21 protein-coding genes are annotated in these 26,211 nt (G+C 45.0%); 12 read left to right on the top strand and 9 right to left on the bottom strand.

The window, feature by feature from the left end; all coding sequences use genetic code 11:
• The first annotated feature begins 238 nt into the window (after positions 1-238).
• The gene (lpdA, locus tag R7O12_RS01180; protein WP_005379993.1) at positions 239-1,666 is read left to right on the top strand and encodes a dihydrolipoyl dehydrogenase; all 1,428 of its coding nucleotides are present in this window, start codon (positions 239-241) and stop codon (positions 1,664-1,666) included.
• 145 nt (positions 1,667-1,811) lie between these two features.
• Here the strand turns inward: lpdA and opaR are convergent, their stop codons facing one another.
• A complete protein-coding gene (gene opaR / locus R7O12_RS01175; RefSeq protein ID WP_005379994.1) occupies positions 1,812-2,426 on the bottom strand; it encodes a transcriptional regulator OpaR in 615 nt (204 codons plus the stop codon).
• Positions 2,427-2,745: 319 nt separating this feature from the next.
• Here opaR and hpt point away from each other — a divergent pair, with 319 nt between their 5' ends.
• Complete coding sequence (hpt, locus tag R7O12_RS01170; protein ID WP_005379995.1) at positions 2,746-3,276, top strand: hypoxanthine phosphoribosyltransferase; 531 nt, start codon at positions 2,746-2,748, stop codon at positions 3,274-3,276.
• Between the two features lie 77 nt (positions 3,277-3,353).
• On the opposite strand, the gene can is transcribed toward hpt, so the two are convergent.
• Complete coding sequence (gene can, locus R7O12_RS01165; protein WP_005379996.1) at positions 3,354-4,022, bottom strand: carbonate dehydratase; 669 nt, start codon at positions 4,020-4,022, stop codon at positions 3,354-3,356.
• A 281-nt stretch (positions 4,023-4,303) separates the two neighbouring features.
• Between can and R7O12_RS01160 the strand changes: the two genes are divergently transcribed.
• The 4 genes from R7O12_RS01160 to R7O12_RS01145 all read left to right on the top strand — a co-directional run bounded on the left by R7O12_RS01160 (position 4,304) and on the right by R7O12_RS01145 (position 8,970).
• On the top strand, positions 4,304-5,974 hold the full coding sequence (locus tag R7O12_RS01160; RefSeq protein ID WP_005379997.1) for a SulP family inorganic anion transporter: 1,671 nt from the start codon (positions 4,304-4,306) through the stop codon (positions 5,972-5,974).
• 250 nt (positions 5,975-6,224) lie between these two features.
• Positions 6,225-7,142, top strand: coding sequence for an ABC transporter ATP-binding protein (locus R7O12_RS01155; RefSeq protein WP_005380000.1), 918 nt, complete (start codon positions 6,225-6,227; stop codon positions 7,140-7,142).
• Positions 7,143-7,913 (top strand): ABC transporter permease, encoded by a 771-nt coding sequence (locus tag R7O12_RS01150; protein WP_005386598.1) that lies wholly within the window; start codon positions 7,143-7,145, stop codon positions 7,911-7,913.
• Positions 7,914-8,040: 127 nt separating this feature from the next.
• On the top strand, positions 8,041-8,970 hold the full coding sequence (locus R7O12_RS01145) for a Kdo(2)-lipid IV(A) acyltransferase (RefSeq protein WP_149192420.1): 930 nt from the start codon (positions 8,041-8,043) through the stop codon (positions 8,968-8,970).
• Between the two features lie 53 nt (positions 8,971-9,023).
• On the opposite strand, the gene panC is transcribed toward R7O12_RS01145, so the two are convergent.
• The 7 genes from panC to sfsA form a co-directional block, all read right to left on the bottom strand.
• The gene (gene panC, locus R7O12_RS01140; RefSeq protein ID WP_005380005.1) at positions 9,024-9,929 is read right to left on the bottom strand and encodes a pantoate--beta-alanine ligase; all 906 of its coding nucleotides are present in this window, start codon (positions 9,927-9,929) and stop codon (positions 9,024-9,026) included.
• Between the two features lie 11 nt (positions 9,930-9,940).
• The gene (gene panB / locus R7O12_RS01135; RefSeq protein ID WP_005386592.1) at positions 9,941-10,735 is read right to left on the bottom strand and encodes a 3-methyl-2-oxobutanoate hydroxymethyltransferase; all 795 of its coding nucleotides are present in this window, start codon (positions 10,733-10,735) and stop codon (positions 9,941-9,943) included.
• A 24-nt stretch (positions 10,736-10,759) separates the two neighbouring features.
• On the bottom strand, positions 10,760-11,245 hold the full coding sequence (gene folK, locus R7O12_RS01130; RefSeq protein ID WP_213872707.1) for a 2-amino-4-hydroxy-6-hydroxymethyldihydropteridine diphosphokinase: 486 nt from the start codon (positions 11,243-11,245) through the stop codon (positions 10,760-10,762).
• Positions 11,242-12,609: a polynucleotide adenylyltransferase PcnB gene (gene pcnB / locus R7O12_RS01125; RefSeq protein ID WP_005386589.1), complete on the bottom strand. Its 1,368-nt coding sequence runs from the start codon at positions 12,607-12,609 to the stop codon at positions 11,242-11,244. Before pcnB ends, folK begins: the two co-directional genes overlap by 4 nt.
• A 102-nt stretch (positions 12,610-12,711) precedes the next feature.
• Entirely contained in the window at positions 12,712-13,575 is an 864-nt protein-coding gene (gene gluQRS, locus R7O12_RS01120) for a tRNA glutamyl-Q(34) synthetase GluQRS (protein ID WP_047102653.1), read from the bottom strand.
• 95 nt (positions 13,576-13,670) lie between these two features.
• Positions 13,671-14,117 (bottom strand): RNA polymerase-binding protein DksA, encoded by a 447-nt coding sequence (gene dksA / locus R7O12_RS01115; RefSeq protein WP_005386584.1) that lies wholly within the window; start codon positions 14,115-14,117, stop codon positions 13,671-13,673.
• 136 nt (positions 14,118-14,253) lie between these two features.
• Positions 14,254-14,970, bottom strand: coding sequence for a DNA/RNA nuclease SfsA (gene sfsA / locus R7O12_RS01110; RefSeq protein ID WP_017635909.1), 717 nt, complete (start codon positions 14,968-14,970; stop codon positions 14,254-14,256).
• A gap of 33 nt (positions 14,971-15,003) precedes the next feature.
• Here sfsA and hrpB point away from each other — a divergent pair, with 33 nt between their 5' ends.
• The 6 genes from hrpB (at position 15,004) to R7O12_RS01080 (ending at position 26,184) form a co-directional block, all read left to right on the top strand.
• Positions 15,004-17,505: an ATP-dependent helicase HrpB gene (gene hrpB / locus R7O12_RS01105; protein WP_318125561.1), complete on the top strand. Its 2,502-nt coding sequence runs from the start codon at positions 15,004-15,006 to the stop codon at positions 17,503-17,505.
• Complete coding sequence (gene mrcB / locus R7O12_RS01100) at positions 17,498-19,870, top strand: penicillin-binding protein 1B (RefSeq protein ID WP_005380020.1); 2,373 nt, start codon at positions 17,498-17,500, stop codon at positions 19,868-19,870. The genes hrpB and mrcB overlap by 8 nt, the downstream gene beginning before the upstream one ends.
• Positions 19,871-19,992: 122 nt before the next feature.
• Entirely contained in the window at positions 19,993-22,323 is a 2,331-nt protein-coding gene (locus R7O12_RS01095) for a patatin-like phospholipase family protein (protein ID WP_005380018.1), read from the top strand.
• Between the two features lie 268 nt (positions 22,324-22,591).
• Complete coding sequence (gene acnB, locus R7O12_RS01090; protein WP_005380009.1) at positions 22,592-25,189, top strand: bifunctional aconitate hydratase 2/2-methylisocitrate dehydratase; 2,598 nt, start codon at positions 22,592-22,594, stop codon at positions 25,187-25,189.
• Positions 25,190-25,288: 99 nt separating this feature from the next.
• Positions 25,289-25,657, top strand: coding sequence for a YacL family protein (locus R7O12_RS01085; RefSeq protein ID WP_017635908.1), 369 nt, complete (start codon positions 25,289-25,291; stop codon positions 25,655-25,657).
• 188 nt (positions 25,658-25,845) lie between these two features.
• The gene (locus R7O12_RS01080; protein WP_005386570.1) at positions 25,846-26,184 is read left to right on the top strand and encodes a P-II family nitrogen regulator; all 339 of its coding nucleotides are present in this window, start codon (positions 25,846-25,848) and stop codon (positions 26,182-26,184) included.
• Positions 26,185-26,211 lie beyond the last annotated feature (27 nt).

The raw sequence follows: 26,211 nt of genomic DNA, 5'->3' as shown, positions 1-26,211 counted from the left end.
TTAGCCGCCTCTGCTAATCATAATTACCGACAATTTGGTTATCAGCCTTGCTTCGTTCAGGGTTTTCACAATCGAATTGTTGTCTAGCTCACAGGCTAAATTGATTTACTTTTCACACCATTAACATCTCTGTAAACTGTTAGCGGTCTGAAAATAACTGTTTAAAACAAATCTCTCTTAAACATAAAAAATCGATACCCACTCAGCCTGTTAGGGATAATGACTACAAGAGGTCAAAATGAGCAAAGAAATTAAAGCCCAAGTTGTTGTACTTGGTTCTGGTCCTGCTGGTTACTCCGCTGCATTCCGTTGTGCGGACTTAGGTCTTGAAACTGTACTAGTTGAACGTTACAGCACGCTTGGCGGTGTATGTCTGAACGTGGGTTGTATCCCATCTAAAGCACTGCTTCACGTTTCTAAAGTAATTGAAGAAGCGAAAGCGATGGCTGACCACGGCGTTGTGTTCGGTGAGCCTCAAACAGACATCAGCAAAATCCGCATCTGGAAAGAAAAAGTTGTTAACCAACTAACTGGCGGCCTAAGCGGTATGGCTAAGATGCGTAACGTAACAGTAGTTAACGGTTACGGTAAGTTCACTGGCCCTAACTCTATCCTTGTAGAAGGCGAAGGTGAGCCAACAGTTGTTAACTTTGACAACGCAATCGTTGCGGCTGGTTCTCGTCCAATCAAACTGCCATTTATCCCGCATGAAGACCCACGTATTTGGGACTCTACTGACGCTCTTGAACTAAAAGAAGTGCCAGAAAAACTGCTTATCATGGGCGGTGGTATCATCGGTCTAGAAATGGGTACGGTTTACCACTCTCTAGGTTCTAAAGTTGAAGTTGTTGAAATGTTTGACCAGGTAATTCCTGCAGCAGACAAAGATATCGTGAAAGTATTTACTAAGCGTATCAAAGACAAGTTCAAGCTAATGCTAGAAACGAAAGTAACAGCAGTTGAAGCAAAAGAAGACGGTATCTACGTTTCAATGGAAGGCAAGAAAGCGCCAGCTGAAGCTGAGCGTTACGATGCGGTTCTAGTTGCTATCGGTCGTGTACCAAATGGTAAGCTAATCGACGGTGAAAAAGCGGGTCTAGAAATTGACGAGCGCGGCTTCATCAACGTTGATAAGCAAATGCGTACTAACGTTCCTCACATCTTCGCGATCGGTGATATCGTTGGTCAACCAATGCTTGCTCACAAAGGTGTGCATGAAGGTCACGTAGCTGCTGAAGTTATCTCTGGTAAGAAGCACTACTTCGACCCTAAAGTTATCCCTTCAATTGCGTACACTGAGCCAGAAGTGGCTTGGGTTGGTAAGACTGAAAAAGAAGCGAAAGAAGAAGGCATCAAGTACGAAGTAGCAACATTCCCATGGGCAGCATCAGGTCGTGCAATCGCATCTGACTGTGCAGACGGTATGACTAAGCTAATCTTCGACAAAGAAACTCACCGCGTAATCGGTGGTGCTATTGTTGGTACTAACGGTGGTGAACTACTTGGTGAAATCGGCCTTGCAATTGAGATGGGCTGTGATGCAGAAGATATCGCTCTGACTATCCACGCTCACCCAACTCTACACGAGTCTGTAGGTCTAGCTGCTGAAGTATTTGAAGGTTCAATCACTGACCTTCCAAACAAAAAAGCAGTTAAGAAGAAGTAAGCTTTTTCTGACTGAATGATAGAAGCCGCTGCATTGCAGCGGTTTTTTTATGCTTGTTACATAGGAATATAAATGTGTGCTTAGCTGACAGCAGACAATAAAAAGCCCACCAAACGGTGGGCTGACATATATTACTAGTTAAGCTTTAGTGTTCACGGTTGTAAATGCAAAGCATATCTAAGTATGAATTCACTAGATGTTTCAGTTCCGCTTCACCTTTAGCGCGGTTCGCTTGGACAAACAGTGAGTAACAAATACCGTGGAACAGGTTTGCCAAGTGTTCTGAATCGTGCTGGTCACACACCTCACCGCGTTCAATTGCTTTAATGAACATGTTTTGTACCAGCAACTGGTTAGTACGGTTAGTTGAAACAAACAATGGCCATACTTCATCACGTGTTGAAGCACTCCACTCGAACCATACTTTTAGCCAGTGACAGTCTTGGCTGACAAGCTCGATCATCGCATTAGTAATATTGGCGATGTTTTCACGTGCATGTAAGTCTAGGTCTATGTTATCCGATAGGAAGTTTGAGAACTGACGTACGACGTGATTGAGAACTTCATCCACCAAGTCTTCGCGTGTAGGGAAGTAGTTAAAAACAGTCGCCACAGAAACTTGAGCAATTTCTGCGATATCTGCGTGACCACCACGACCGATGCCGCGGCGCGCAAATACTTCCAATGCGATTTCCATTAACTGTTGCTTACGCTTAATTGGAGAAAGCCTAGTTCTAGGTCTCTTTGCAATTGAGTCCATATCCATTTTCCTTGCCATTTGAGTTGATATTGGGGGTAACCCCCTAATTGATTATTTTAATAGTTGCTTAAAGCAGTGATGAGTGTAATGGTGCATATGCACAAGGTCAACATCTGTAGAACAATTTATATACAGTAATGTCATTATTATTGATAAATTTAGCTATGAACTTTATAAAACTAAGACCTTCTTCCAAGATTTTTTGGCAACAGGATGCGACTTTCAACCCAATGAACGTGGTGATACACTACACGCCGTAAGATTAGGTGATCGTTTGCGTGCGACTTACCTCAACCCACAAATTTAGATTGAGCACAGTATGAAACATACAATAGAAGTCATGATTTCTGAGCAAGAAGTTCAGGAGCGAGTTCGTGAATTAGGCAAACAAATTACAGAGCGTTATCAAGGTAGTGAAGATCTTGTGTTGGTAGGCTTATTGCGTGGCTCATTTGTATTTATGGCAGACTTGGCACGTGCTATCGAACTGACTCACCAAGTTGATTTTATGACAGCGTCAAGCTACGGCAATACGATGGAAAGCTCACGTGACGTTCGTATCTTGAAAGATTTGGATGATGACATCAAAGGTAAAGACATTCTGCTTGTTGAAGACATCATTGACACTGGTAACACACTAAATAAAATCCGTGAGATTCTTTCGCTACGTGAGCCGAAGTCTATCGCGATTTGTACGCTCCTAGATAAGCCATCTCGTCGTGAAGTGAATGTTCCTGTGGATTGGATTGGTTTCGAAATTCCAGATGAATTTGTCGTTGGGGTGGGTATTGATTACGCGCAGAAATACCGCCACTTACCATACATCGGTAAAGTTGTACCTCAAGAATAATCATTGAGTTCAGCATTTAAAATATAAAAAAACGCCCATCTAAGATGGGCGTTTTTCGTTCAACTTTTAGATATGACTTAGCGACAAAGGAGCTTGTTGTCTGTATTTAGAATCGTCGAAAGAGCTTTCTGGTAAGACGCTTCTACGGTTTCCTTAGAGTTAGAACGAATGCCTAAGTACTCTAAGCGACCATCTTCAATTCCGTATACCACACCATGAATTTCAACATCTTGCCCACGCTCCCAAGCGTTTTGCAGGATGGTTGAGTTACCCAAGTTGTACACTTGCTCTGCAACATTAAGCTCGCCTAGTTTATCCGCTCGATCTTGTTGCGGCATTTGATCTAGGTAAGTGCGGTGTTTGAAATAGATATCTCTGATATGTAACAGCCAATTATTAATAAGACCTAGCTTAGGGTTATCAATGGCTGCATTTACGCCACCACATCCATAGTGTCCACAGACAATGATGTGTTTAACCTTAAGAACGTCTACGGCGTACTGGACGACAGATAGACAGTTGAGATCAGTATGGATAACTTGGTTTGCAACATTCCGATGAACAAAGAGTTCACCTGAGTATAGCCCGGTTAGTCGCTCGGCAGGAACGCGGCTATCAGAGCAGCCAATCCAAAGAAAATCAGGCTTTTGCCCCTCAGCGAGTTTTGCGAAGTATTCAGGTCGATCAGATTTGATCTCTTGAGACCATTTCGAATTGTTTTCAAATAACTGTTTTATTTCCGGCATTTTGCAAACTACTTCCCTTAAAAGACAAAATCGCTGCTGCTGTTTGTGTGCACATGCAAGCGATCAGTGTTGTAACTATACACAATGTTACAATTTCGATCTCGTTAAATATTCGTCAGATAGGACTCATCTGACTAGTTTTCATTAAGAAAAAAGTAAAATCTGGTGAAACTATTTGTGGTGTGAATTTAGCCTTAATCTATTTATGGTTTAAATTTTCGCCTAGCTCGTTAAAGTAGTGATATTTTACTTTTTAAAATTGAATGCAGGGAAAATCAGCAGTGTTCGGTAGTCGTTTTGAAGATATCAATTTCAAAGGGGATGTATTTGGCGGGGTAACCACGGCGATTATCTCTCTCCCTCTGGCGTTAGCGTTTGGTGTTGCATCCGGAGCCGGGGCTGAGGCCGGCCTTTGGGGGGCAATAATGGTCGGTTTGTTTGCCTCGTTATTTGGTGGTTCTAATACGTTAATATCAGAACCGACAGGGCCAATGACGGTAATCATGACCGCAGTATTAACCAGTATGATGGCGAAATACCCAGAAACGGGCATGGCTATGACTTTCACGGTTGTCATGATGGCTGGCGCGTTCCAAATCCTATTGGGGACATTAAAACTGGGTAAATACGTTACCTTGATGCCTTACAGCGTTATTTCCGGTTTTATGTCTGGCATAGGTGTGATTCTTATCATTCTGCAGTTATCGCCTTTGATGGGGCATGCTGCGCCTTCAGGGGGAGTACTCGGAACGTTATCTGCTTTGCCGGAGACCATTTCTAACCTTAAGTTCAGTGAGTTGTTTTTGGGACTACTGACTTTGGGGATTCTTTTTTTCTTCCCTAAGCAATATCGTAAATACGTTCCTGCACAGCTCGTGGCATTGGTCGCGGTGACTTTATTGTCTGTGATTCTCTTTGATACAGAAGATATTCGTCGTATCGGTGAAATTCCTGCTGGGTTACCTTCTCTCGTCGCCCCTTATATTGACACAGATATGTTTGTCGAGATGGTCATTGATGCATTAGTGCTCGGCACATTAGGTTGTATTGATACTTTGTTAACGGCGGTTATCGGTGACTCATTAACTCGTAAAGAACACGACTCAGATAAAGAGCTGCGAGGTCAAGGGTTAGCTAACATGATCTCAGGCTTGTTTGGTGCGCTGCCGGGGGCGGGGGCTACCATGGGGACGGTAACGAATATCCAAGTTGGGGCTCGTTCGCCATTATCTGGTGTGATTCGTGCACTAATGTTGGCGTTGGTTGTACTGGTTGCTGGCGGATTAACAGAGCCAATCCCGATGGCTGTGTTAGCTGGCATTGCGGTGTATGTTGGCTTTAACATCCTAGACTGGAGCTTTATTCAGAGGGCACATAAGGTAAGCTTTTCCGGAATGGCGGTGATGTATGGCGTTATGTTGCTTACAGTATTCGTTGATCTTATCGTTGCGGTGGGTTTAGGCGTCTTTATCTCGAACATTATCATCATCGAGCGTTTGAGCCGAGAGCAGGCGCGACAAGTAAAAGCGATCAGCGACGCGGATGAAGATGATGTGCCGCTGACTGACAGCGAGCGTGGTTTGTTGGATCGTGCTAATGGTAAAGTGCTGTTCTTTTATCTTTCCGGTCCGATGATCTTTAGTGTTTCTAAAGCCATTTCACGTCAGCACTCTAGTATTTCGGACTATGACGTGATGATTCTCGATCTTACGGATGTACCAATGATTGATGTGACCGTCGGTTTGGCGTTAGAGAATGCGATTAAGGATGCTCTCGATGCCAATTGTGCCGTGTATTTATTATGCCCGAATGAGCGAACACGAGAACAGCTAGAGAAATTCCATGTGATTGACCTTGTGCCTGATGAAAATATGTACCAATTCCGTTACGAAGCATTGAATGCGGCGGTGGCACATGTTGAGGCAGACCAGTATCAGCGCATAACGGCGTAATCATTCTGACAGTTAAAAACGCAACAGTGTCCTGTTGCGTTTTTTTATGCTCTATTTTGTCTTACTCAGAGATAACCTTTACGAGGTAAGGGTTATATTTCCAATATTATCGAAAGGTTTATTTGTAATCATCGTTATTCAACGATAAACTGATGGACCTCCAATACGATACCCAAGGCGATTTTGTAGTAAACCGCTGCTAAATATGAGTCGGTATTAGTAATCACAAACAAACGGCAATCAAGACCTTATGTACGCATTAGAAATTGAACAACTGCGCAAGACGTATGCAGGTGGCTTTGAGGCGTTAAAAGGTATAAGTCTCCAAGTGAAAAAGGGTGACTTCTACGCGCTTCTGGGTCCCAATGGTGCAGGAAAATCGACCACGATTGGCATCATTTCCTCCTTAGTGAATAAAACCTCCGGAACGACGAAAGTTTTCGGTTATGACATTGATACCGACCTCGAATTGGCCAAGCAGAATTTAGGCTTGGTGCCACAAGAGTTCAACTTCAACCAGTTTGAAACCGTTGAGCAAATTGTGATGCAGCAAGCTGGCTATTACGGTGTGTCTAAAGTGTTAGCCAAAGAAAGAGCAGAAAAATACCTGAAAAAATTGGATTTATGGGAAAAACGCCAAGAGCGTGCTCGTAACCTATCCGGTGGGATGAAGCGTCGTTTAATGATCGCAAGAGCTTTGATGCACGAGCCGCAATTACTCATTTTAGATGAACCAACGGCTGGAGTGGATATTGAACTACGCCGCTCAATGTGGGGGTTTCTGAAAGAGATCAACCAAGAGCAAGGAATTACGATTATTTTAACGACACACTACCTAGAAGAAGCGGAGATGCTGTGTCGAAATATCGGCATTATTAATCGTGGTGAGCTGATTGAAAATACCACCATGAAGGCGTTACTAGGTAAGCTAAGCGTCGAGACATTTATCTTGGATATTGAGTCAGAAGTCGAGGTGCCTGAGCTTGAAGGTGTTAATCGACAAAGTATTGTTGATGGCTCTTTAGAGATAGAACTAGATAAAAGCCAAGGATTGAATTCGGTATTCAGTCAGTTAACAGAGCATGGCATTAAAGTTCTCTCAATGCGTAACAAAGCCAACCGACTTGAAGAGTTGTTTGTCAGCATTGTAAGAGAGGGGAGTAATTAAATGTACGGTTTATATTGGACGGCATTTCGCAGCTTGCTGAGCAAAGAAGTCACTCGCTTTACACGTATTTGGGTGCAAACCTTAGTGCCGCCAGCCATTACGATGACGTTGTACTTCATCATTTTCGGCAATCTTATTGGCTCTCGAATTGGTGAGATGAGCGGCTTTAGTTACATGGAGTACATTGTTCCAGGTTTGATCATGATGTCGGTGATCACCAACTCATACTCGAACGTGGCGTCGTCATTCTTTAGTGCAAAGCTACAGAAGAACATTGAAGAACTGCTGGTGGCACCGGTACCAAACTATGTGATTATTGCTGGCTACGTGATGGGCGGCGTGACTCGAGGTTTGTTGGTCGGTGCAATTGTTACTTGTGTGTCACTTTTGTTCGTTGATTTGCAAGTGGAGCACTGGGGCATTATTGTCGCGACTGTCTTCATGACGTCGGTGGTATTTGCTCTCGGTGGCTTGATCAATGCGGTTTACGCAAAAACGTTTGACGATATTTCGATCATCCCTACGTTTGTATTGACTCCTTTAACTTACTTGGGAGGAGTCTTTTATTCGATTAGTCTGCTGCCTGAATTTTGGCAAGGCGTTTCTAAGATCAACCCAATCGTCTACATGGTGAATGCGTTCCGCTACGGCTTTTTAGGTGTCTCGGATGTGGGCATTGTCACTTCATTTAGTGTACTTGCAGTATTTGTTGTTGCACTGTATGCCATTGCGCATTATCTAGTAACCAAAGGGATTGGGCTAAGAAGCTAAGCCATTCTCATAAAGCAAAGAGCGGCGATTCACGCTGCTCTTTCGCGTGCATAACAATACATACCCTTACAATTTTTCGGTTTTTATCATGGTAGGTTTCAATCATTTGTAATAAATGAGTGATCCTATGAATATTGTCCCGCCGCCGCCTTTCTCCTATCAGTTACTTAAGCCCAAATATTGGTCTGTATGGTTGGCATTTGGATCTTTAGCGATTCTTGTTAATGTACTGCCATACGTAGTATTGCGAATCTTAGGTAGAAGCATCGGCTGTATTGCGATGCATGTAATGAAGCGCCGATACAAGATCGCTCTGCGTAATCTCCAGCTGTGTTTCCCTGATTTTACGGATTGGCAATGTAAGGACGTAGTACGAAAAAACTTTCAATATACTGGTATGGCGATCATCGAAACCGGTATCGCTTGGTTTTGGCCAGATTGGCGGATACGTCGGATAACCTCTATTGTTGGAAAAGATCGTTTACTCGCTGAGGAAAAGAATGGACGTGGTGTGTTGGTGGTGTGCAGTCACCATTTAAACTTGGAGATAACCGCTCGTATTTTTAGCCAGTTTGCCCAAGGCTATGGCGTTTATCGCCCAAATTCGAATCCTGCTTATGAGTTTATTCAACATCGAGGTCGAACTCGTTTTGGACATCAAATGATTGATCGAAAAGACGTGAAATCAATGCTCAAAGTTCTGAAGAGTGGTCATCGACTTTGGTATTTGCCCGACCATGATTATGGCGTTAGCCATTCTGTTTTTGCGCCGTTTTTTGCTGTTGAACAAGCGGCGAGTACAGTCGGGTCTAGTGTTCTCATTGATGCAACAAAGTGCGCGGTTATATCTGGCGTTACAGTGAGTAAAAATCACCATTACACGCTGTACATTGGAAAAGACATTAGCGAGCGTTTCGAGAGACGTAATGCGGTTAAAGCGGCAAGCATCTTGAACCAAGAGCTTGAGAAAATGATAAAACGTGATATTCCAGCGTGGATGTGGCTGCACAAGCGGTTTAAAACTCGCCCTGAAGGGTTAGATTGCGTCTATACGTAGAGTATAAAAAAGGTCGACTAAGAGTCGACCTTTTTACTTTTATGACTCAGAGCTTACTCTGCGCTCTCTGAGTTTGTATTGTTAGATTCAGCTTCTTCCTTCGCTTCGACAACCATATCTACCGTTTGGTTATCGATAAGACGAGCCTTGCCTAGGAACGCAGACATCAGAATGACAGCTTGTGTCGTTTCTGGTGTGATCACTTGTAATGTACGAGCATCACGAATGAAGATCTCATCAGGGTGCAGACCTGCAGCTCGAAGTTGGTCGCTTGCATCTTCGATGATCGATGCGTAGTCATCGCGGCCACCGCGAATGGCACTGCTGATCCAACGCATTGTACGAGCAAGTACAGGCGCACGTTGACGCTCGTCCAGCGTAAGCAAGCCATTGCGTGAACTCATTGCTAAACCGTCCATTTCACGTACGGTTGGTACACCGATGATTTCAATGTCCATTGCTAGGTCATCAACCATCTTGCGGATAACAGCAAGTTGTTGGAAGTCCTTCTCGCCGAAGCACGCGACATCCGGTTGTACGATGTTAAACAGCTTATTCACAATCGTCGTCACGCCACGGAAATGACCTGGTCGAGACGCGCCTTCGAGAATTGTTGATAGGCCAGGGACATCGACGAAGGTTTGCTTATCCAGACCTTCAGGGTAGATAACTTCTGGTGTTGGCGTAAATACCACATCGACCCCTTCAGAGGTTAACTTGCTTAAGTCTTCCTCTAGCGTGCGTGGGTAATTATTTAAATCGTCTGCACGATCAAACTGCATCGGATTAACAAAGATGCTTACGACAACGATATCAGCGTATTCGCGTGCTTTACGCACTAAAGTTAAGTGGCCTTCGTGAAGGTTGCCCATGGTAGGGACAAACGCCACTTTACGACCTTCACGTTTAAAGGTTTTAAGGTGTTCACGAACTGCTGAGATTTCCGCAAAAGTTTGCATGCATTTATCCTCTAGGCAATGGTATGAGCGTCGTCTGGGAATACACCGTTGGCTACATCTTCAATGTATTTAGTAACGGCTTTGCGCATATCACCTGTTTCAGCAAGAAAGTTTTTGGAGAATTTCGGCATGTAGTTGGCAGAAATACCAAACATATCATGCATTACGAGAATTTGACCATCTGTTACGTTACCTGCACCAATACCGATAACAGGAACGTCAAGCACTTGCGTAATACGTTCAGCAAGCTCAGCTGGTACGCATTCTAGTAAGACGATTTGAGCGCCTGCTTCTTGCAGCGCTAATGCGTCTTTTACCATGCGGTCTGCTTTTTCTTGATCGCGACCTTGGATTTTGTAACCACCAAAAATATTAACAGCTTGAGGAGTTAAACCAAGATGAGCACAAACTGGAACTGATCGTTCAGTGAGCATTTTCACCGTGTCGACAAGCCAGTCACCACCTTCAATTTTTACCATATTGGCACCAGCACGCATCAGTTTAGCCGCATTTTCGCAAGCTTGCTCTGGGGTGGTGTAGCTCATGAATGGCATGTCTGCCATCAACAAACAATTTGGGCTACCAGCGCGTACGCAACGAGTATGGTAAGCGATATCATCGACCGTTACTGGCAGAGTATCGTTGTGACCTTGCAAAACCATACCTAGAGAATCACCAACAAGAAGTACTGGCATTTCTTGGCTTTCAAACAGTTGGGCAAAGCTCGCATCATAAGCGGTTGAAGTAGCAAATTTACGACCTTCTTGCTTCCACTTGATTAGGTCGTTGATGGTCATTTTTTTCATGGTTTTATCCTTACTAGGAGTTGGCTATGACTGCCAGATACTGAGGCCGTTTCTATCTACTTGTTCCAGTAGTTTAGAGACCTCGGTCCCATCAGGGAGTTGTAAACTTGGTGCAATTTCCGCAAGAGGGTAGAGTACGAATTCACGCTCTTTCATTCCATAATGAGGAACGATCAGCCTCTCGGAATTAATCACCTCATTGCCATAAAGCACAATGTCGAGGTCCAAGGTTCTTGGTCCCCAGCGTTCGTCTTTACGGACACGCCCTTGTTCTTGCTCTATGGCTTGTGTGCAATTGAGCAATTCAATAGGCGTCAAACTGGTGTTAATAGACACAACCGCATTGATGTAATCCGGTTGGTTTTGTGGCCCCATTGGCGTGCTGCTGTATAGCGAAGAAGCTTGAACAAACTCTGATTTAGGCAGCGTTTTTAATGTTTCAATCGCTTGCTTCGCTTGGCTGACAGGATCAGCCAAGTTACTGCCTACCGCAATGTACGCTGTAATCATGATTTGGGCTTACTCTTTTTCTTGCGATAAGTTTTACGGCGGCGCTGGCCTGTTTTCGGTGATTGACCGTCTAAGTCGGCAGCCATTGCTTGACGCATTTCTCGGCCTGCATTTTGAAAAGTTTCCCACCACTTGGCAAGCTTCTGAGTGTCACCACCTTCAATTTCACCGCGCATTTCAAGAAAATCAAAGCCAGCTCTAAATTTATTGAGCTCCATAAGACGGAATGCACGTTTACCGTTACGTCGTGGAAGACGAAGCTGTAACTGCCAAATCTCGCGAATGGTTGCCGTGTGGCGTCTTGGAATGGCAATTGTGCGAACTTGCTCGTCAAGAATGATGTTGCTCGCTTCCATAATGGCGTCGTAATGGCCTAAGTTGCGCTCTTCCATCAGTTCATCGGCTTTCGCACACAGTGGGTACCACAGCATTGCAGCAAACATAAATGCTGGATTGATGCGTTTCCCATCTTCGATGCGCATGTCGGTAGAATCTAGGACAAGATCCAACATCTGCTCAGTGTGAGAGGAGTAATCTTCTGTAAAGTGCGCTGCAATCGTCGGGAATAGTTGTTGGAATAGGTTGTACTCACGCAGTAGGTGGTAGGTTTCTAAGCCATGACCGGATTGCAATAATTTGAGTGACTCTTCAAAAAGACGCGCTGACGGAATGTCACCGAGCAACGGTGCCATGTGTTCGATTGGCGCTGCGGTGTCTTCTTCAATATCGAAGTCTAGTTTTACCGCGAAACGAACCGCACGCAGCATGCGCACAGGGTCTTCACGGTAGCGTGTTTCTGGATCACCAATCAGTCGAATTAGGCGATCTTCTAAATCTTCAATACCACGTGCGTAGTCGTGAATCGAGTAATCTGCGATGTTGTAGTACATCGAGTTAATCGTGAAATCACGGCGCTCAGCATCTTCATCGATGGTGCCGTAGACGTTGTCACGCAGCAGCATACCCTCTTTTGATTGCTGAGAAATGCTCTTATTCTTTTGCTCTTGGTGGTGACCACGGAATGTCGCAACCTCAATGATGTCTCGGCCAAACATAATATGAGCCAAGCGGAAGCGGCGACCAATCAAACGGCAGTTACGAAATAGCTGTTTGATCTGTTCCGGCGTTGCGTTGGTCGCAATGTCAAAATCTTTTGGTTTTTGTCCAAGCAGTAAGTCTCGAACCCCGCCACCCACAAGAAAAGCATCGAAACCAGCACCATTTAGGCGGTACAGTACCTTCAGCGCATTATCACTGATCTGCTTACGCGAAATGTTGTGCTCTTCACGAGTTATTACATTGAGAGCGAGCTCTGGAATTGTGGCAGGTTCGCTTGGTGTATAGTCGTTTGTATTCATGTGCATCTGGCAATAACTGGGTTTAATCCAATCTTGCTTTGGTTAGTTTTATACGCCTCTAGGGCCTAATTTGCGGCTAATGATAGCCTACACAATGCCATTTGAGAATCACGGTGTGATCTCGATCTCTGCTGGAAGCTGTTCCAACCGCCAGTTTTCGCAGCCCCAACGAAGAATATCTTCTATGTTGGCCGCCCTTACGGTTTCAGGTATCTCGAAACCTAAAAATGTCATGGCGCGCAATAGAGTAGGTTTTGGTGTATCTATATCAATAGCCGTCGCGTGATTTTGTTTCGACAATTTATTGCCGTTGTTGTCCATCGCCAATGGTAAATGCAAGTAGCTAACTTCAGGCTGACCAAGTATTTGGTACAGGCTAATTTGACGCCCTGTCGGCTCGATTAAGTCTGCACCTCGCACGACTTCTGTGACGCCTTGATCGATGTCGTCTAATACTACCGCAAGATTATAAGCAAATAATCCATCTCGACGTTTAATAATGAAATCTTCATTAACGAGTTGCTCTGGAATCGTAATGGTTCCCTGCTTTTGGTCGAGGAAATGAGCGACAGGCTTGGTCATTTTTAGGCGAATCGCGCCGTCTTTCAAGTTTTTATCGCGGCAAGTGCCAGGATAAAAACCGCCATGCTCTTTAATTTGCTTACGAGTACATTGGCAATAATAGGCTTCTCCATTTTCGAGCCATTTGTTTATTTGAGCTTGGTAAAGGTCGTGACGTTCGCTCTGGTATACCACTTCTCCATCCCAATGCAGCTGATAGGCCTTGAGTGCCTCTAGGATAAGTTGCGCTGCACCTGGCATTTCTCTTGGTGGGTCTAAGTCCTCAATACGTACTAACCAAGCTCCGTTTTGTGCTTTCGCTTGAAAATAACTGCCAAGAGCGGCAATCAGTGAACCAAAATGCAGTGGACCAGAAGGAGATGGGGCGAATCGACCTACATAGCGTGTCATGCGTGTATCTCGAATTTAGTAAACAAATAGGGTGCGAAGATAGCCAAAACAAAAAGGGAGCCTGAGCTCCCTTCAACAATCATAATGCTGGGTGATTAACCTTGCATTTGCTTCTCTTTGATTTCTGCAAGTGTTTTACAGTCAATACAAAGGTCAGCGGTTGGACGTGCTTCAAGACGGCGAACGCCAATCTCTACGCCACAAGACTCACAGAAGCCAAAATCGTCTTCTTTGATTTTATCCAAAGTCTTTTCAATCTTCTTGATCAAACGGCGTTCGCGGTCACGGTTACGCAGTTCTAGGCTGAACTCTTCCTCTTGAGAGGCGCGGTCAACTGGATCTGGGAAGTTTGCTGCTTCGTCCTGCATGTGGTGAACAGTACGATCCACTTCAGCTCTTAGCTGGTCGCGCCAAGCTGTTAAGATTTTCGTAAAGTGTTCAACCTGCTCTGGTGACATGTACTCTTCACCAGGTTTTTCCTGATATGGCTCCACGCCGGCAATGGCTAGGATGCCTATCGTTTTCTTCTTTGATTCTGGCATACAGCATCTCCTACTTACACCTAGTCAACTGCTACGCAGTCAATTTAAGGCGGGTATCTATAGCAAAAAGAGGCGGTGCAAGCAAATACTGAATCGCAAAGTTATCGTCAATGTGAAGACGACATCATTTTTTCTCTTAATTGATAAAATCAATAGCGGAAATCAGCTTCATTCCAGTATCGCTCAGTTCAGCTTTGTAGCAGAGAACTTCCACTCCAGCGTCTTGTGCTTGTTTGAGTAATAGTGAATATTTCGCGTCTATATGGTGCGCCGCGGATACTTTTTCAATACCTGAATGTAAAACAGTGAATAAAAGTATGGCTCTACTTCCATTTTGTGCCATTTCTGTGAGCTCTCTCAGGTGTTTTTGTCCCCGAGTCGTGACCGCATCTGGGAAGTATCCTTGTCCAGTAGAGTCGGTCTCATCAAGAAGAGTGACGCTTTTCACTTCTATATAGCACTTTGGCTTGTCGTCTGCGCTGAGCAAGATATCAATTCGGCTATTTTCATTGCCGTATTTCACCTCAGTTTGAAGTGTGTCATAACCACAAAGCTCTGAAATGACATTATTTTCAATAGCCTCTACGGCTAATTGATTGGCACGCGCGGTGTTGATACAAATACGGTGGCCTTGTTCGGTCTCACTCAACTCCCAACTATTGGGGTATTTTCGTTTCGGGTTGTCGGAAGTAGAAAACCAAACCTTGTTTCCGGGCGTTGCACAACCCGTCATTGCACCTGTATTTGCGCAGTGGATTGTACGGATTTCACCAGTATCGAGCTCGATATCGGCAAGAAAGCGTTTATAGCGTTTGAGTAGAGTGGCGGACTCTAAAGCGGGTGTGAAATGCATTTGCTTATTTAGACAAAAAATTTTTTATGTACAATGTTGCCATCATTACACCATAAGGTATTTCCTTTGTCACAATTGCCGATTGAAGCCGTGATGCCTGAGTTGCTGACGGCGGTCAAAAATCAACATCAAGTGATCGTAAAAGCGGCGCCTGGTGCCGGTAAGTCGACTTACTTCCCTTTGCAGTTACTCTTAAATCATTCGGTTGCTGGAAAAATCATCATGCTTGAGCCAAGACGACTCGCGGTGCGTAACATTGCCCGTTATCTTGCTGAGCAATTGGGAGAGCAAGTAGGTCAACGCGTGGGTTATCGAGTCCGTGGTGAGGCAAAGGTAAGTTCTGCAACGCAGCTGGAGATCGTGACCGAAGGGATCATGACTCGGATGATTCAAACGGACCCGGAGTTGGATGGGGTTGATCTACTGATCTTTGATGAGTTTCATGAACGCAGCATTCATGCCGATACCGCTTTGGCATTCAGTTTAGAAGTTCAAGAGGCATTGCGAGACGATCTCAAGCTGGTGGTAATGTCGGCAACGCTTGACCAACAAGCATTACAATCGTTGTTGCCAGAAGCCAGTTACATTGAATCTGAAGGGCGCAGCTTTGATGTGGCAATGCGCTACCAGCCGTTAGGTGTGAACGAGCATTTACCTACGAGTATGGCAAAAACAATAGAAAGTCTTATGAACAAAGAGTCTGGATCTTTGTTAGCTTTCCTACCGGGTGTTGGTGCCATAAAACAAGTTGAAGAGCGGTTGTCTCATTTAGCGGATGATATCGACGTATGCCCACTTTATGGTCAACTGAGTTTTGCAGATCAACAAAAAGCGATTACGCCAGCAGAACAAGGTAAGCGTAAAGTCGTTCTAGCGACCAACATTGCAGAAACTTCACTAACGATTGAAGGCATTCGCCTCGTCGTTGATTCTGGGTTAGAGCGTGTTGCCCGCTTTGATTTGAAAAACGGTTTAACACGCTTAGAGCAAACACGCATTGCACAGTCTTCAGCGATTCAGCGTGCAGGACGAGCGGGACGAATAGAAGAGGGCATTTGTGTTCGTCTTTATTCTGAAAGCCAGTTCAAGCAGCAACCGCTGGTTCCCCAACCCGAAATTTTGCATTCCGATTTGGCTAGTTTAGTTATGGAGCTTGCCTTTTGGGGAGCGAGTGATATCCACGCTCTAAAGTGGCTTGATGTTCCAGCTAATGCGTCATTGGAACAAGCGAAGCAGCTATTGGTGTCATTGGGACTACTGACGGAAAAAGGGCAATTAACGTCCGAAGGAAAACAGGCGCATGAACTAGGCGTTGAGCCTCGTGCGGCTGCGATGCTAATTAAAGCGCAATCTTACAGTGATAAGATGTTAAATGCTGCTTTGACGGCGGTCGCACTGATTGAAGAGCCAGAGAGGAGTGTTACCAATATCGCTCATAGCTTGCATCGTTGGCTTGTTGGTACTCATCCAAAAAAGTCGATGTTGTTCAAGCGTGCTCAATCTCTAGCGTACAAATTGGATACGGTATTTGACCTGAAAGGCGTGGATGAAGATGCATTACCGCTGGTGTTAAGTTTGGCATTTCCAGATCGCATTGCGCAGCAGCGCACAAATCAATTTGGGCGATTTACTTTGGCTAATGGTCATGGTGCAGAATGTCGTCAGGAAGACATGCTAGGTGGCTGTGAGTATTTGGTTGCCGTTGACTTAATGCGTTCTCATTCTAACTCAAGTCAAATTCATTCGGCATGTGAATTGGATGTCAATATATTGCGAACGACCTTTGATACGCTATTTTCGTCTGAAGAAGTAGTGGGCTGGGATGAAAAAAGAGGCCGTCTAATAGCTGAGCGACAAACAAAACTCGGCCTGCTAGTCGTTGAAAGCGAGCCGTTGCCAAGCCCGGGCAAAGAAAAAATGACACAAGCTTTACTCACGTATGTCCGCCGCCAGGGCTTACAGAGTCTAAACTGGACACCGGCAGCGGAGAGCTTGTTGGCTCGGATTCGTTGTGCGGTGGAATGGTTACCTGAGCAGTCATGGCCAGTGTTTGATGAAGCCAGTTTGCTGGATTCATTAGAGGAGTGGTTAGAACCATACATGACGTCTGTCAGCTCGGTTAAAGACCTGAGCAAGATAAACTTGGTCGAAGCGCTTAATGCTCTATTAGGTTGGCCACTCAATCAACAACTGGATGAATGGTTACCTGAGCATTACCAACTACCCACAGGTTCAAAGAAGCGTATCCGTTACCAATATGGCCACGAGCCGATATTATCGGTGCGTATGCAAGAAGTATTTGGGGAGAGTGGTTCCCCAACGGTGGCTCTTGGCCGCAAGCGTTTGGTGCTTGAACTGCTTTCACCGGCACAACGTCCATTGCAAGTAACGTCGGACTTGGCGGCTTTCTGGAACGGAAGCTACAAAGACGTTCAAAAAGAGATGAAAGGGCGCTACCCAAAACACGTTTGGCCAGATGATCCTGCCAATCATGTAGCAACAACGAAAACAAAAAGACAATTGAATAATGACTGACAGCAAGAAGCCTAGCGCGAAAAAAGCGCCAGCGAAGAAAAGTACAACCAATAAAGGAACCGCAAAACAGACTCGACGTACGCCGAGTAAAAAGCCGACTAACGAGAAACGTTCGTGGTTGAAAGTTCTGTGGTCGTTTAGCTGGAAAGCTGGCGTTGCACTTGCCGCTGTTTTGCTGTTTGTTGGGATTTACTTAGATAGTGTGGTGAAAGAACGCTTTGAAGGCCAGCTGTTTGAGCTGCCAACGGTGGTTTATGCCCGTATCTTGAATCTAAGCCCTGGTGAGAATATCACCATCCAAGAACTGCGCAACGAGCTAGATGTGTTGAATTACCGTAAAGTGAGTCAACCTCGTTACCCAGGCGAATATTCCTCTTCTTCCACTCGGATTGAATTGATTCGTCGTCCATTCGAGTTTGCCGATGGTCCCGAGCCGGATCGTCACATTATGCTGCATTTCTCTGATTCCGGCTTGCAACGTATTCAGTCTTTAGAATCTCGAGGAGACCTTGGTTACTTGCGCCTAGAACCGAAGATGTTGGGCATGCTGGAGAAAGACCGTGATGAACAGCGTCTTTTCTTACGTCGTGATCAGTTCCCTGAAATTTTAGTGGATGCACTGCTTGCGACCGAAGACCGGGATTTTTATCAACATGACGGGGTGTCACCGCTGGCGATTGCACGTGCATTGGTTGCGAACATTAAGGCCGGCCGTACTGTTCAAGGTGGTAGTACGCTGACTCAGCAATTGGCAAAAAACCTGTTTTTGACTCGTGATAAAACACTGTGGCGTAAAGTTCGAGAAGCGTATATCGCGCTAATTTTGGATTACCGTTACAGCAAAGATCGTATCTTAGAAGCCTACCTCAACGAAGTGTACCTAGGTCAAAGTGGAGGTGAAGCGATCCACGGGTTTGGCTTGGCGTCGCGTTACTATTTTGGGCAGCCAATTCAGGAGTTGCGAATCGATCAGCTGGCGATGTTAGTTGGGATGGTAAAAGGACCGTCTTACTACAACCCAATTCGTTACCCTGAGAGAACGAAAGAGCGTCGTGATCTCGTTCTGCGCCTGTTAATGCAGCAAAACATGTTGACTTCAGAGCAGTATGAACAAGCTGTAAGTCGTCCACTCGATACGCAAAGCAAGCCACGTATTGCGAGCCGTCAGCCAGCTTATTTCCAACAATTGAGTATTGAATTAAAAGAAAAAGTTGGGGAGCGATTTAAGGCAGAGACCGGACTGCGCGTATTTACGTCTCTGGACCCAGTATCGCAAAGCAAAATGGAACAAGCTATCGCGAAAAAGATCCCAGAACTAGCTAAACGGGGTGGTAAAGAGTTAGAAGCCGCAGCTGTGGCCGTTGATCGCCATAGTGGTGAAATCCGTGCGATGGTAGGTGGTAAACGTGTCGGTTATGAAGGCTTTAACCGCGCGCTCAATGCCAGTCGTCCGATTGGTTCTTTAGTGAAACCAGCGATTTACTTAACGGCTCTAGAACAACCGGATAAATACAACCTAGGCACGACGCTACACGACACGCCGTTAAGTCTGAAGAGCAGTAAAGGTAACGTGTGGACGCCGCGCAACTACGATAGAAAATATCGTGGTGATGTACCACTTTACATTGCTTTAGCGAAATCACTCAACGTACCAACCGTGCGCTTAGGTATGGCACTTGGCATTCCTGAAGTCTCCAATACTTTAGAGCGTTTGGGCGTGAACAAAGACGAAATTCGCCCAGTGCCTTCGATGTTTTTGGGTTCGTTTTCTTTGACGCCATTCGAAGTTGCACAGATGTATCAGACTCTGACGAATTCAGGTAAGCGTGCAAAACTGACCGCTCTGCGCTCAGTCATGGATATGGAAGGTAATGTGCTGTATCAATCCTTGCCTCGTTCATCAAGAGCCGTGGATGAACAAGCTGCATGGCTAACGACCTACGCGATGAAACAAGGGGTTGCTCAAGGCACTGGCCGCTTCTTACAAAGCCAGTTTGGTTGGGCTGCATTGGCAGGAAAAACGGGTACCAGTAATGACAACCGCGATAGTTGGTTTGTCGGTGTTGATGGTCGTGAGGTGACGACAATTTGGCTAGGCCGCGACGATAATAAACCCGTGAATCTAACGGGGTCGAGTGGTGCATTACGAGTGTACGCAGAGTACTTGAAGCAGCGTATTCCTGAGCGCTTAGAGCTCCCATGGCCAAGAGAAATCACCACATTAGGGTTCAAGCCTACATCTGATGGAGGTTTAGAAATGAACTGCCGTAGTGATTACAAACTGCCGGTTTGGGATAAAACCGGTCAGATAAAGCAACAGTGTGAGAAGAAATCAAACTGGTTAAATAGCATATTTGATTGGTAGCATCGCCAAATCAACAACATTAGCTTGTTTATCTGATTAATTCTTAGTACATATTAGGGCGTGTTAGTACAGTACTGCTAGCACGCCCTACTTGATCAGATATTCAATAAAGGAAGAAGTGAATGTTCAAAAAGCTGTTATCAAGCCCATCGGTTCGCAACTTTGCGCTTTGGGTTAGTACCTTTTTGATGATCACTCCTTCTGTTTCCCTCGCAAACTCTCTAACAAAAACGGATGACTTGGAACCTCGACCAAAGGTGGCGGTTGTGCTCGCTGGTGGCGGAGCGAAAGGGGCGGCACACATTGGAGTTTTAAAAGCATTGGAAGAAATGCAGATTCCTGTGGATATTGTGACCGGTACCAGTATGGGCGCCTATGTGGGTGGGCTTTATGCCACGGGGATGAGTGCTGATGAAATCGAGAGTTTTATCTACACCGTCGATTGGGGCAGCGGTTATCGAGATCGTGTTGACCGTAGCCAACGTAGAGTTCGTGACAAAGAGTATGAAGACCGCTATCAAATTAATACCGACCTCGGCTTAAGATTCGGTGAGGTACGAGCACCAACGGGTGTGGTGCAAGGCCAGAACATGTTGCGAGTATTGCGTGAGACTACAGGGAACTTAGGGCGATTCGATTCTTTTGATGATCTTGCCATTCCCTATCGTTCTGTTGCGACAGATATTCTTGCCCTAGAAGAAGTCGTACTGGGCAATGGTTACCTTGTGGACGCCATGATGGCTAGCATGTCTGTACCAGGAGCGCTTCCTCCCTATAAGCTCAATGGCCATATGCTTGTCGATGGCGGTGTCGTCAATAACATGCCTGTCGATGTGGCTCGCGCCATGGGGGCTGATGTCGTTATTGCCGTCGATATTAGCACCGACTACAAAACCGAAGATGAATTTACGGGGCTGTTTACTGTCGCGGACCAACTCTCTAACTATCTCGTTCGTCGTAGTACACAACAGCAAGTGGACGAGCTTGAACCTCAAGATATCTATATTCGTCCCAATGTGGGCACCATGGAAACTGTCGAGTTCGACAAAATGCCTTGGGCTTTTCAAGCTGGGTACGATATTACCAAGCAGTTAAAAGACAAGCTGAAAGGGTTGCGCTTGTCCAATGCGGACTATCAAAAATACATCGATCGCAAACAAGAAGTTCGTAAAACTTTGATTTATGGCGATCAGCGTGTGGTTGATGACATAGTGATTGTTAATAACACGCACTACAGCGATGTGTTGTTGACGAATCGTATTGAATTAGAAACCGGACGTCGTATTTCAACGGCCGAAATTGAGAAAGCCGTTGAAAACCTCTACGCGTTAGATCGGTTCGAGCTCATCACTTATCACTTTGAAGAGGTTGATGGTGAGACATTGTTGGTTTTTGATGTTAACGAGAAGTCGTGGGGGCCTAATTATCTCAACTTCCGATTTTTTCTTGAAGATGACTTCGATACAGATAGCCAGTACGGCATAGGAATATCGACCAACTTTACCAATTTAAACTCTCATGGCGCGGAGTTGGCGTTCAACGTAGAAATGGGCACGGATAAGCTGATTGAAGCTGAGTTGTATTCCCCTGTTTTATCTAGCCAAGAACTTTTTGTTTCGGGGCGAATTTCCTATGGTAGTGAGAGCCGAAACTTACCTTTAACAGAGCCTCAAGCACCAGATTTAGAGTCAGTAAATGACTTTTTTCCGGTCACTTACGATGATTTTACAACAGAGTTAGCGATAGGTATCCAACCCACATTGTGGCAAGAACTTCGATTTGGCGCTCGCTACTCAACCGGAGATATTGAGCTTTCTACTTTGGCTTCTGCTGGTAAATTGGATTTTGAACGTCGTGGCCTGTTTGCCAATTATCGCCTAGATACACTTGATGATTTCGCATTTCCGACTCGTGGGCTTTTAGTCGATCTCGAATATTTAGTGTCTCATGATCAAAGTCCTCAAGGCGTTAGCCTTTTAGAAACTGACAAAATTATTGAAGATACCGTTTATGAAATCTCTGCACGATTTAAAGGTGCAGTGAGTCATCAGCGTCATACTTTAGTCGGACATGCTGAATATAGTTTTGTAGAGAGTAAAAACTCATCTTTACCGCTTGATCCCAGAGAGTTGGGCGGCTTCTTAAGCCTATCGGGAATCCCAAGAAATAGCCTGATCGGACAGAACTTATTTTTCAGCAGTTTGGTGTACCGATATAAGTGGTTTGATAATGATTTCGGATTGTTTGAAGCTCCAGTCTACCTGGGCGCATCGGTCGAATATGGCGGTGTTTGGTCTGATAATGATCTGAAACTAAACGAAGCGCCGCTTTACAATGCTGGCTCCATCTTCTTTGGTGTTGACTCACCAATAGGACCAATAATGTTGGCATACGGTCGTACCGAGCAAGATTTGGATGCTGTGTATTTGATCGTAGGAACATCGTTTAATTAATCGGGTATGAGAAAGCAAAAACTTGGCATATTTGGTCAAAATTAGCAGAACTTTAGTCGTAAGTTGCTATGTTGGTCAAAATGATAAGATTTTAATTTAAGGTTAAATTTGCTATTATTTTGCCCACAGTTTGGCCTCTACGGCGCTGTTTCTCAATCATAATTGAATGAAAACAAGGGCAATGGAGAGCCAAGTTTCCAAGGATGTTCACTCCTTTACTTTAACAATAGTAATAATAGAGGAGGAACCGCAATGAGAGGAAAAAGTCGTGCTTGAAGCCTACCGTAAACACGTCGAAGAGCGTGCTGCTGAAGGAGTTGTTCCTAAACCGCTAGACGCAGAACAAGTTGCTGGACTTGTAGAACTTCTGAAAAATCCCCCGCAAGGTGAAGAAGAAGTCATTCTTGACCTACTTGAAAACCGTATCCCTCCAGGTGTTGATGAAGCTGCTTATGTAAAAGCGGGTTTCCTAACAGCAGTAGCAAAAGGTGAAGTTAAATCACCATTAGTGAGTCGTGAAAAAGCGGCTGAACTGCTAGGCACTATGCAAGGTGGTTACAACATCGAACCGCTAGTTGAGCTATTGGATGATGAAGCACTGGCAGAGATCGCAGTAAAAGCGCTGTCTCATACGCTGCTGATGTTTGATGCTTTCTATGACGTAGAAGAGAAAGCGAAAGCAGGCAATGCGCATGCACAGAAAGTACTTCAATCATGGGCTGATGCTGAGTGGTTCCTTTCTAAGCCTAAGCTTGAAGAAAAAGTCACTCTAACCGTATTTAAAGTAACAGGTGAAACGAACACGGATGACCTTTCACCTGCACCTGACGCTTGGTCTCGCCCTGATATCCCAGTACACGCACTGGCGATGCTTAAAAACGAGCGTGAAGGAATAAACCCTGATCAACCGGGTACTATTGGCCCGATCAAGCAAATTGAAGAGTTAAAAGACAAAGGCCATCAATTGGTTTACGTTGGTGATGTTGTTGGTACTGGCTCTTCACGTAAATCTGCAACCAACTCAGTGCTTTGGTTTATGGGTGATGATATCCCTTACGTTCCAAACAAACGAGCTGGTGGGTATGTGCTTGGTGGCAAAATTGCCCCTATCTTCTTTAACACAATGGAAGATGCTGGCGCACTACCAATCGAAGTTGACGTAACTAAGCTCAACATGGGCGATGTTATCGATGTTTACCCATATGAAGGTAAAGTTTGCAACCACGAAACTGGTGAGGTTCTAGCTGAGTTTTCGCTAAAAACAGAAGTACTGATTGATGAAGTTCGTGCTGGTGGTCGTATCCCATTGATCATCGGTCGTGGTTTGACAGACAAAGCGCGTCAATCGCTAGGTCTTGAGCCTTCGGACGTATTCCGCAAACCAGGTGAAATCGCAGATTCTGGCAAGGGTTACACGCTTGCACAGAAAATGGTTGGTAAAGCATGTGGCGTAGAAGGCATCCGTCCTGGAACCTACTGTGAGCCGAAAATGACGACAGTAGGTTCGCAAGATACTACTGGCCCTATGACTCGTGATGAACTTAAAGACTTGGCGTGTCTCGGCTTCTCTGCTGATCTTGTCATGCAGTCTTTCTGTCACACATCGGCTTATCCAAAACCAGTAGACGTTAACACTCACCATACACTTCCGGACTTTATTATGAACCGCGGTGGTGTATCTCTTCGTCCTGGTGACGGTATTATCCACTCATGGCTAAACCGTATGCTACTACCGGATACTGTCGGTACGGGTGGTGACTCACATACTCGTTTCCCTCTGGGTATTTCATTCCCAGCCGGCTCGGGCTTGGTTGCCTTTGCAGCTGCGACAGGCGTTATGCCGCTAGACATGCCAGAGTCAATCTTGGTTCGTTTTAAAGGTGAGATGCAACCGGGTATTACACTGCGTGATCTTGTTCATGCCATCCCTTACTACGCGATTCAGCAAGGTCTACTAACGGTAGAAAAAGCGGGCAAGATCAACGAATTTTCTGGTCGTATCCTTGAGATTGAAGGCTTAGAAACGCTAACGGTTGAGCAAGCATTTGAGCTTTCTGATGCATCTGCAGAGCGTTCGGCGGCAGGTTGTACTGTGAAATTGTCTCAAGAGTCGATCGAAGAGTACTTAAACTCTAACATCGTGATGCTGAAGTGGATGATCTCTGAAGGCTACGGTGATCGCCGTACTATCGAGCGCCGTATTACTGCAATGCAAGAGTGGCTAGCAAACCCTGAGCTGATGCAAGCAGATAAAGACGCTGAATACGCACATGTGATTGAAATCGATATGGCTGAAATCAATGAGCCAGTACTATGTGCACCGAATGACCCAGATGACGCTCGTTTGTTGTCTGAAGTACAAGGCACAGCGATTGATGAAGTGTTCATCGGTTCTTGTATGACGAACATCGGTCACTTCCGCGCAGCAGGTAAATTGCTTGATAAGTTCAATGGCCAGTTAGCGACGCGCCTTTGGGTAGCGCCACCAACAAAGATGGATAAAGACCAACTGATTGAAGAAGGCTACTACGGTATCTTCGGACGTGCAGGGGTTCGTATTGAAACGCCAGGGTGTTCACTTTGTATGGGTAACCAAGCGCGTGTTGCAGATAAATCAACAGTAATGTCGACTTCAACGCGTAACTTCCCGAACCGTCTGGGTACTGGTGCGAATGTTTACCTATCGTCAGCTGAGCTAGCTGCAGTAGGTGCAATCCTAGGTAAGATTCCAACCAAAGAAGAATACCTAGAATACGCGAAGCAAATCGACGCTACGGCAACGGATACGTACCGCTACTTGAACTTCCATAAAATGGATCAATACACCAAGAAAGCGGACGAAGTGATCTTCCAAGAACCGGCATAATCAGAAATGCACAATTCAAAAGCACCTCACATGAGGTGCTTTTTTTATGGGAGCAATTCGCTATACTCGCACCAAATTGATACGAAATAGGCAATCTCGGTGGAATTTGAATTCATTCGTAACACGTTGATGGGCGAGTACTATGTAAAATGTAGCATGGGACATGAGATTGTAGGGCGCTGGTTGCAAGAAGAAATTGGTAAAGATCCGATGAAGATTGCACAGGTTGAAAAGCTAATTGAGCGGTCATTTTCAGCGCCTTCTCAGGAGCATAACCTTACAGGCACGGAAATTAGCTTGATGATTCAGGGCGACGAAGTTCTTGTACAAGAAAACGCATTAGCCCATGAATATGATGTCGAGATGGAAAGTGAGTTCGACTTCTACAATGCAGAAAGTACAGCAAGTTGTGGGATAGAGGATTTCATGGCACTTATCGAACAGTGGAAAGACTTTTTGAACATTTAATGCACAGTTTTGGGTAACTTCTCTGCCGTTGCTTTAAATTTGTGAAAAGGGCGCACCGATATGGTGCGCCCTTTTTGTTTATAGATATGTAAATTGAGGTTAGTTTTTATTATTCAATAACTTAAAAACTTGGCACGTAGATTGGATTATAAGAAGTGTTTCAGGATGAAAGCTTCGGAGATAACTCAATGAAAATAATCAATGCCATTATTAAGCCGTTTAAATTAGACGATGTACGAGAAGCATTGGCTGATGTCGGTATCGAAGGGATGACAGTATCAGAAGTTAAAGGGTTCGGTCGTCAAAAAGGTCACACGGAATTGTATCGCGGTGCAGAGTATCAAGTCGATTTTCTACCAAAGGTGAAAATTGAAATCGCGACTCACGCAGACAATGTAGATCGCGTTGTTGAAGCAATTACAAAAGCTGCGCAAACCGGAAAAATCGGCGACGGTAAAATTTTTGTTTACGATCTGAACCAAGCGGTGCGTATCCGAACTGGCGAAATGGACGCAGAAGCACTTTAAGAATTCAAAGGATTGGAGATACTTATT

The organism is Vibrio sp. Vb1574 (genome assembly GCF_033338675.1).
This window is presented reverse-complemented; position numbering and strand designations above follow the sequence as displayed.

Bases quoted from the DNA above. Each gene is read 5' to 3' on its own strand.
- gluQRS (WP_047102653.1), bottom strand. From the start codon at position 13,575: ATGACACGCTATGTAGGTCGATTCGCCCCATCTCCTTCTGGTCCACTG.
- hrpB (WP_318125561.1), top strand. From the start codon at position 15,004: ATGTTGCCATCATTACACCATAAGGTATTTCCTTTGTCACAATTGCCG.
- sfsA (WP_017635909.1), bottom strand. From the start codon at position 14,970: ATGCATTTCACACCCGCTTTAGAGTCCGCCACTCTACTCAAACGCTAT.
- dksA (WP_005386584.1), bottom strand. From the start codon at position 14,117: ATGCCAGAATCAAAGAAGAAAACGATAGGCATCCTAGCCATTGCCGGC.
- R7O12_RS01080 (WP_005386570.1), top strand. From the start codon at position 25,846: ATGAAAATAATCAATGCCATTATTAAGCCGTTTAAATTAGACGATGTA.
- R7O12_RS01095 (WP_005380018.1), top strand. From the start codon at position 19,993: ATGTTCAAAAAGCTGTTATCAAGCCCATCGGTTCGCAACTTTGCGCTT.
- panB (WP_005386592.1), bottom strand. From the start codon at position 10,735: ATGAAAAAAATGACCATCAACGACCTAATCAAGTGGAAGCAAGAAGGT.
- hpt (WP_005379995.1), top strand. From the start codon at position 2,746: ATGAAACATACAATAGAAGTCATGATTTCTGAGCAAGAAGTTCAGGAG.
- pcnB (WP_005386589.1), bottom strand. From the start codon at position 12,609: ATGCACATGAATACAAACGACTATACACCAAGCGAACCTGCCACAATT.
- R7O12_RS01150 (WP_005386598.1), top strand. From the start codon at position 7,143: ATGTACGGTTTATATTGGACGGCATTTCGCAGCTTGCTGAGCAAAGAA.
- opaR (WP_005379994.1), bottom strand. From the start codon at position 2,426: ATGGACTCAATTGCAAAGAGACCTAGAACTAGGCTTTCTCCAATTAAG.
- folK (WP_213872707.1), bottom strand. From the start codon at position 11,245: ATGATTACAGCGTACATTGCGGTAGGCAGTAACTTGGCTGATCCTGTC.
- R7O12_RS01155 (WP_005380000.1), top strand. From the start codon at position 6,225: ATGTACGCATTAGAAATTGAACAACTGCGCAAGACGTATGCAGGTGGC.
- R7O12_RS01145 (WP_149192420.1), top strand. From the start codon at position 8,041: ATGAATATTGTCCCGCCGCCGCCTTTCTCCTATCAGTTACTTAAGCCC.
- lpdA (WP_005379993.1), top strand. From the start codon at position 239: ATGAGCAAAGAAATTAAAGCCCAAGTTGTTGTACTTGGTTCTGGTCCT.
- panC (WP_005380005.1), bottom strand. From the start codon at position 9,929: ATGCAAACTTTTGCGGAAATCTCAGCAGTTCGTGAACACCTTAAAACC.
- can (WP_005379996.1), bottom strand. From the start codon at position 4,022: ATGCCGGAAATAAAACAGTTATTTGAAAACAATTCGAAATGGTCTCAA.
- mrcB (WP_005380020.1), top strand. From the start codon at position 17,498: ATGACTGACAGCAAGAAGCCTAGCGCGAAAAAAGCGCCAGCGAAGAAA.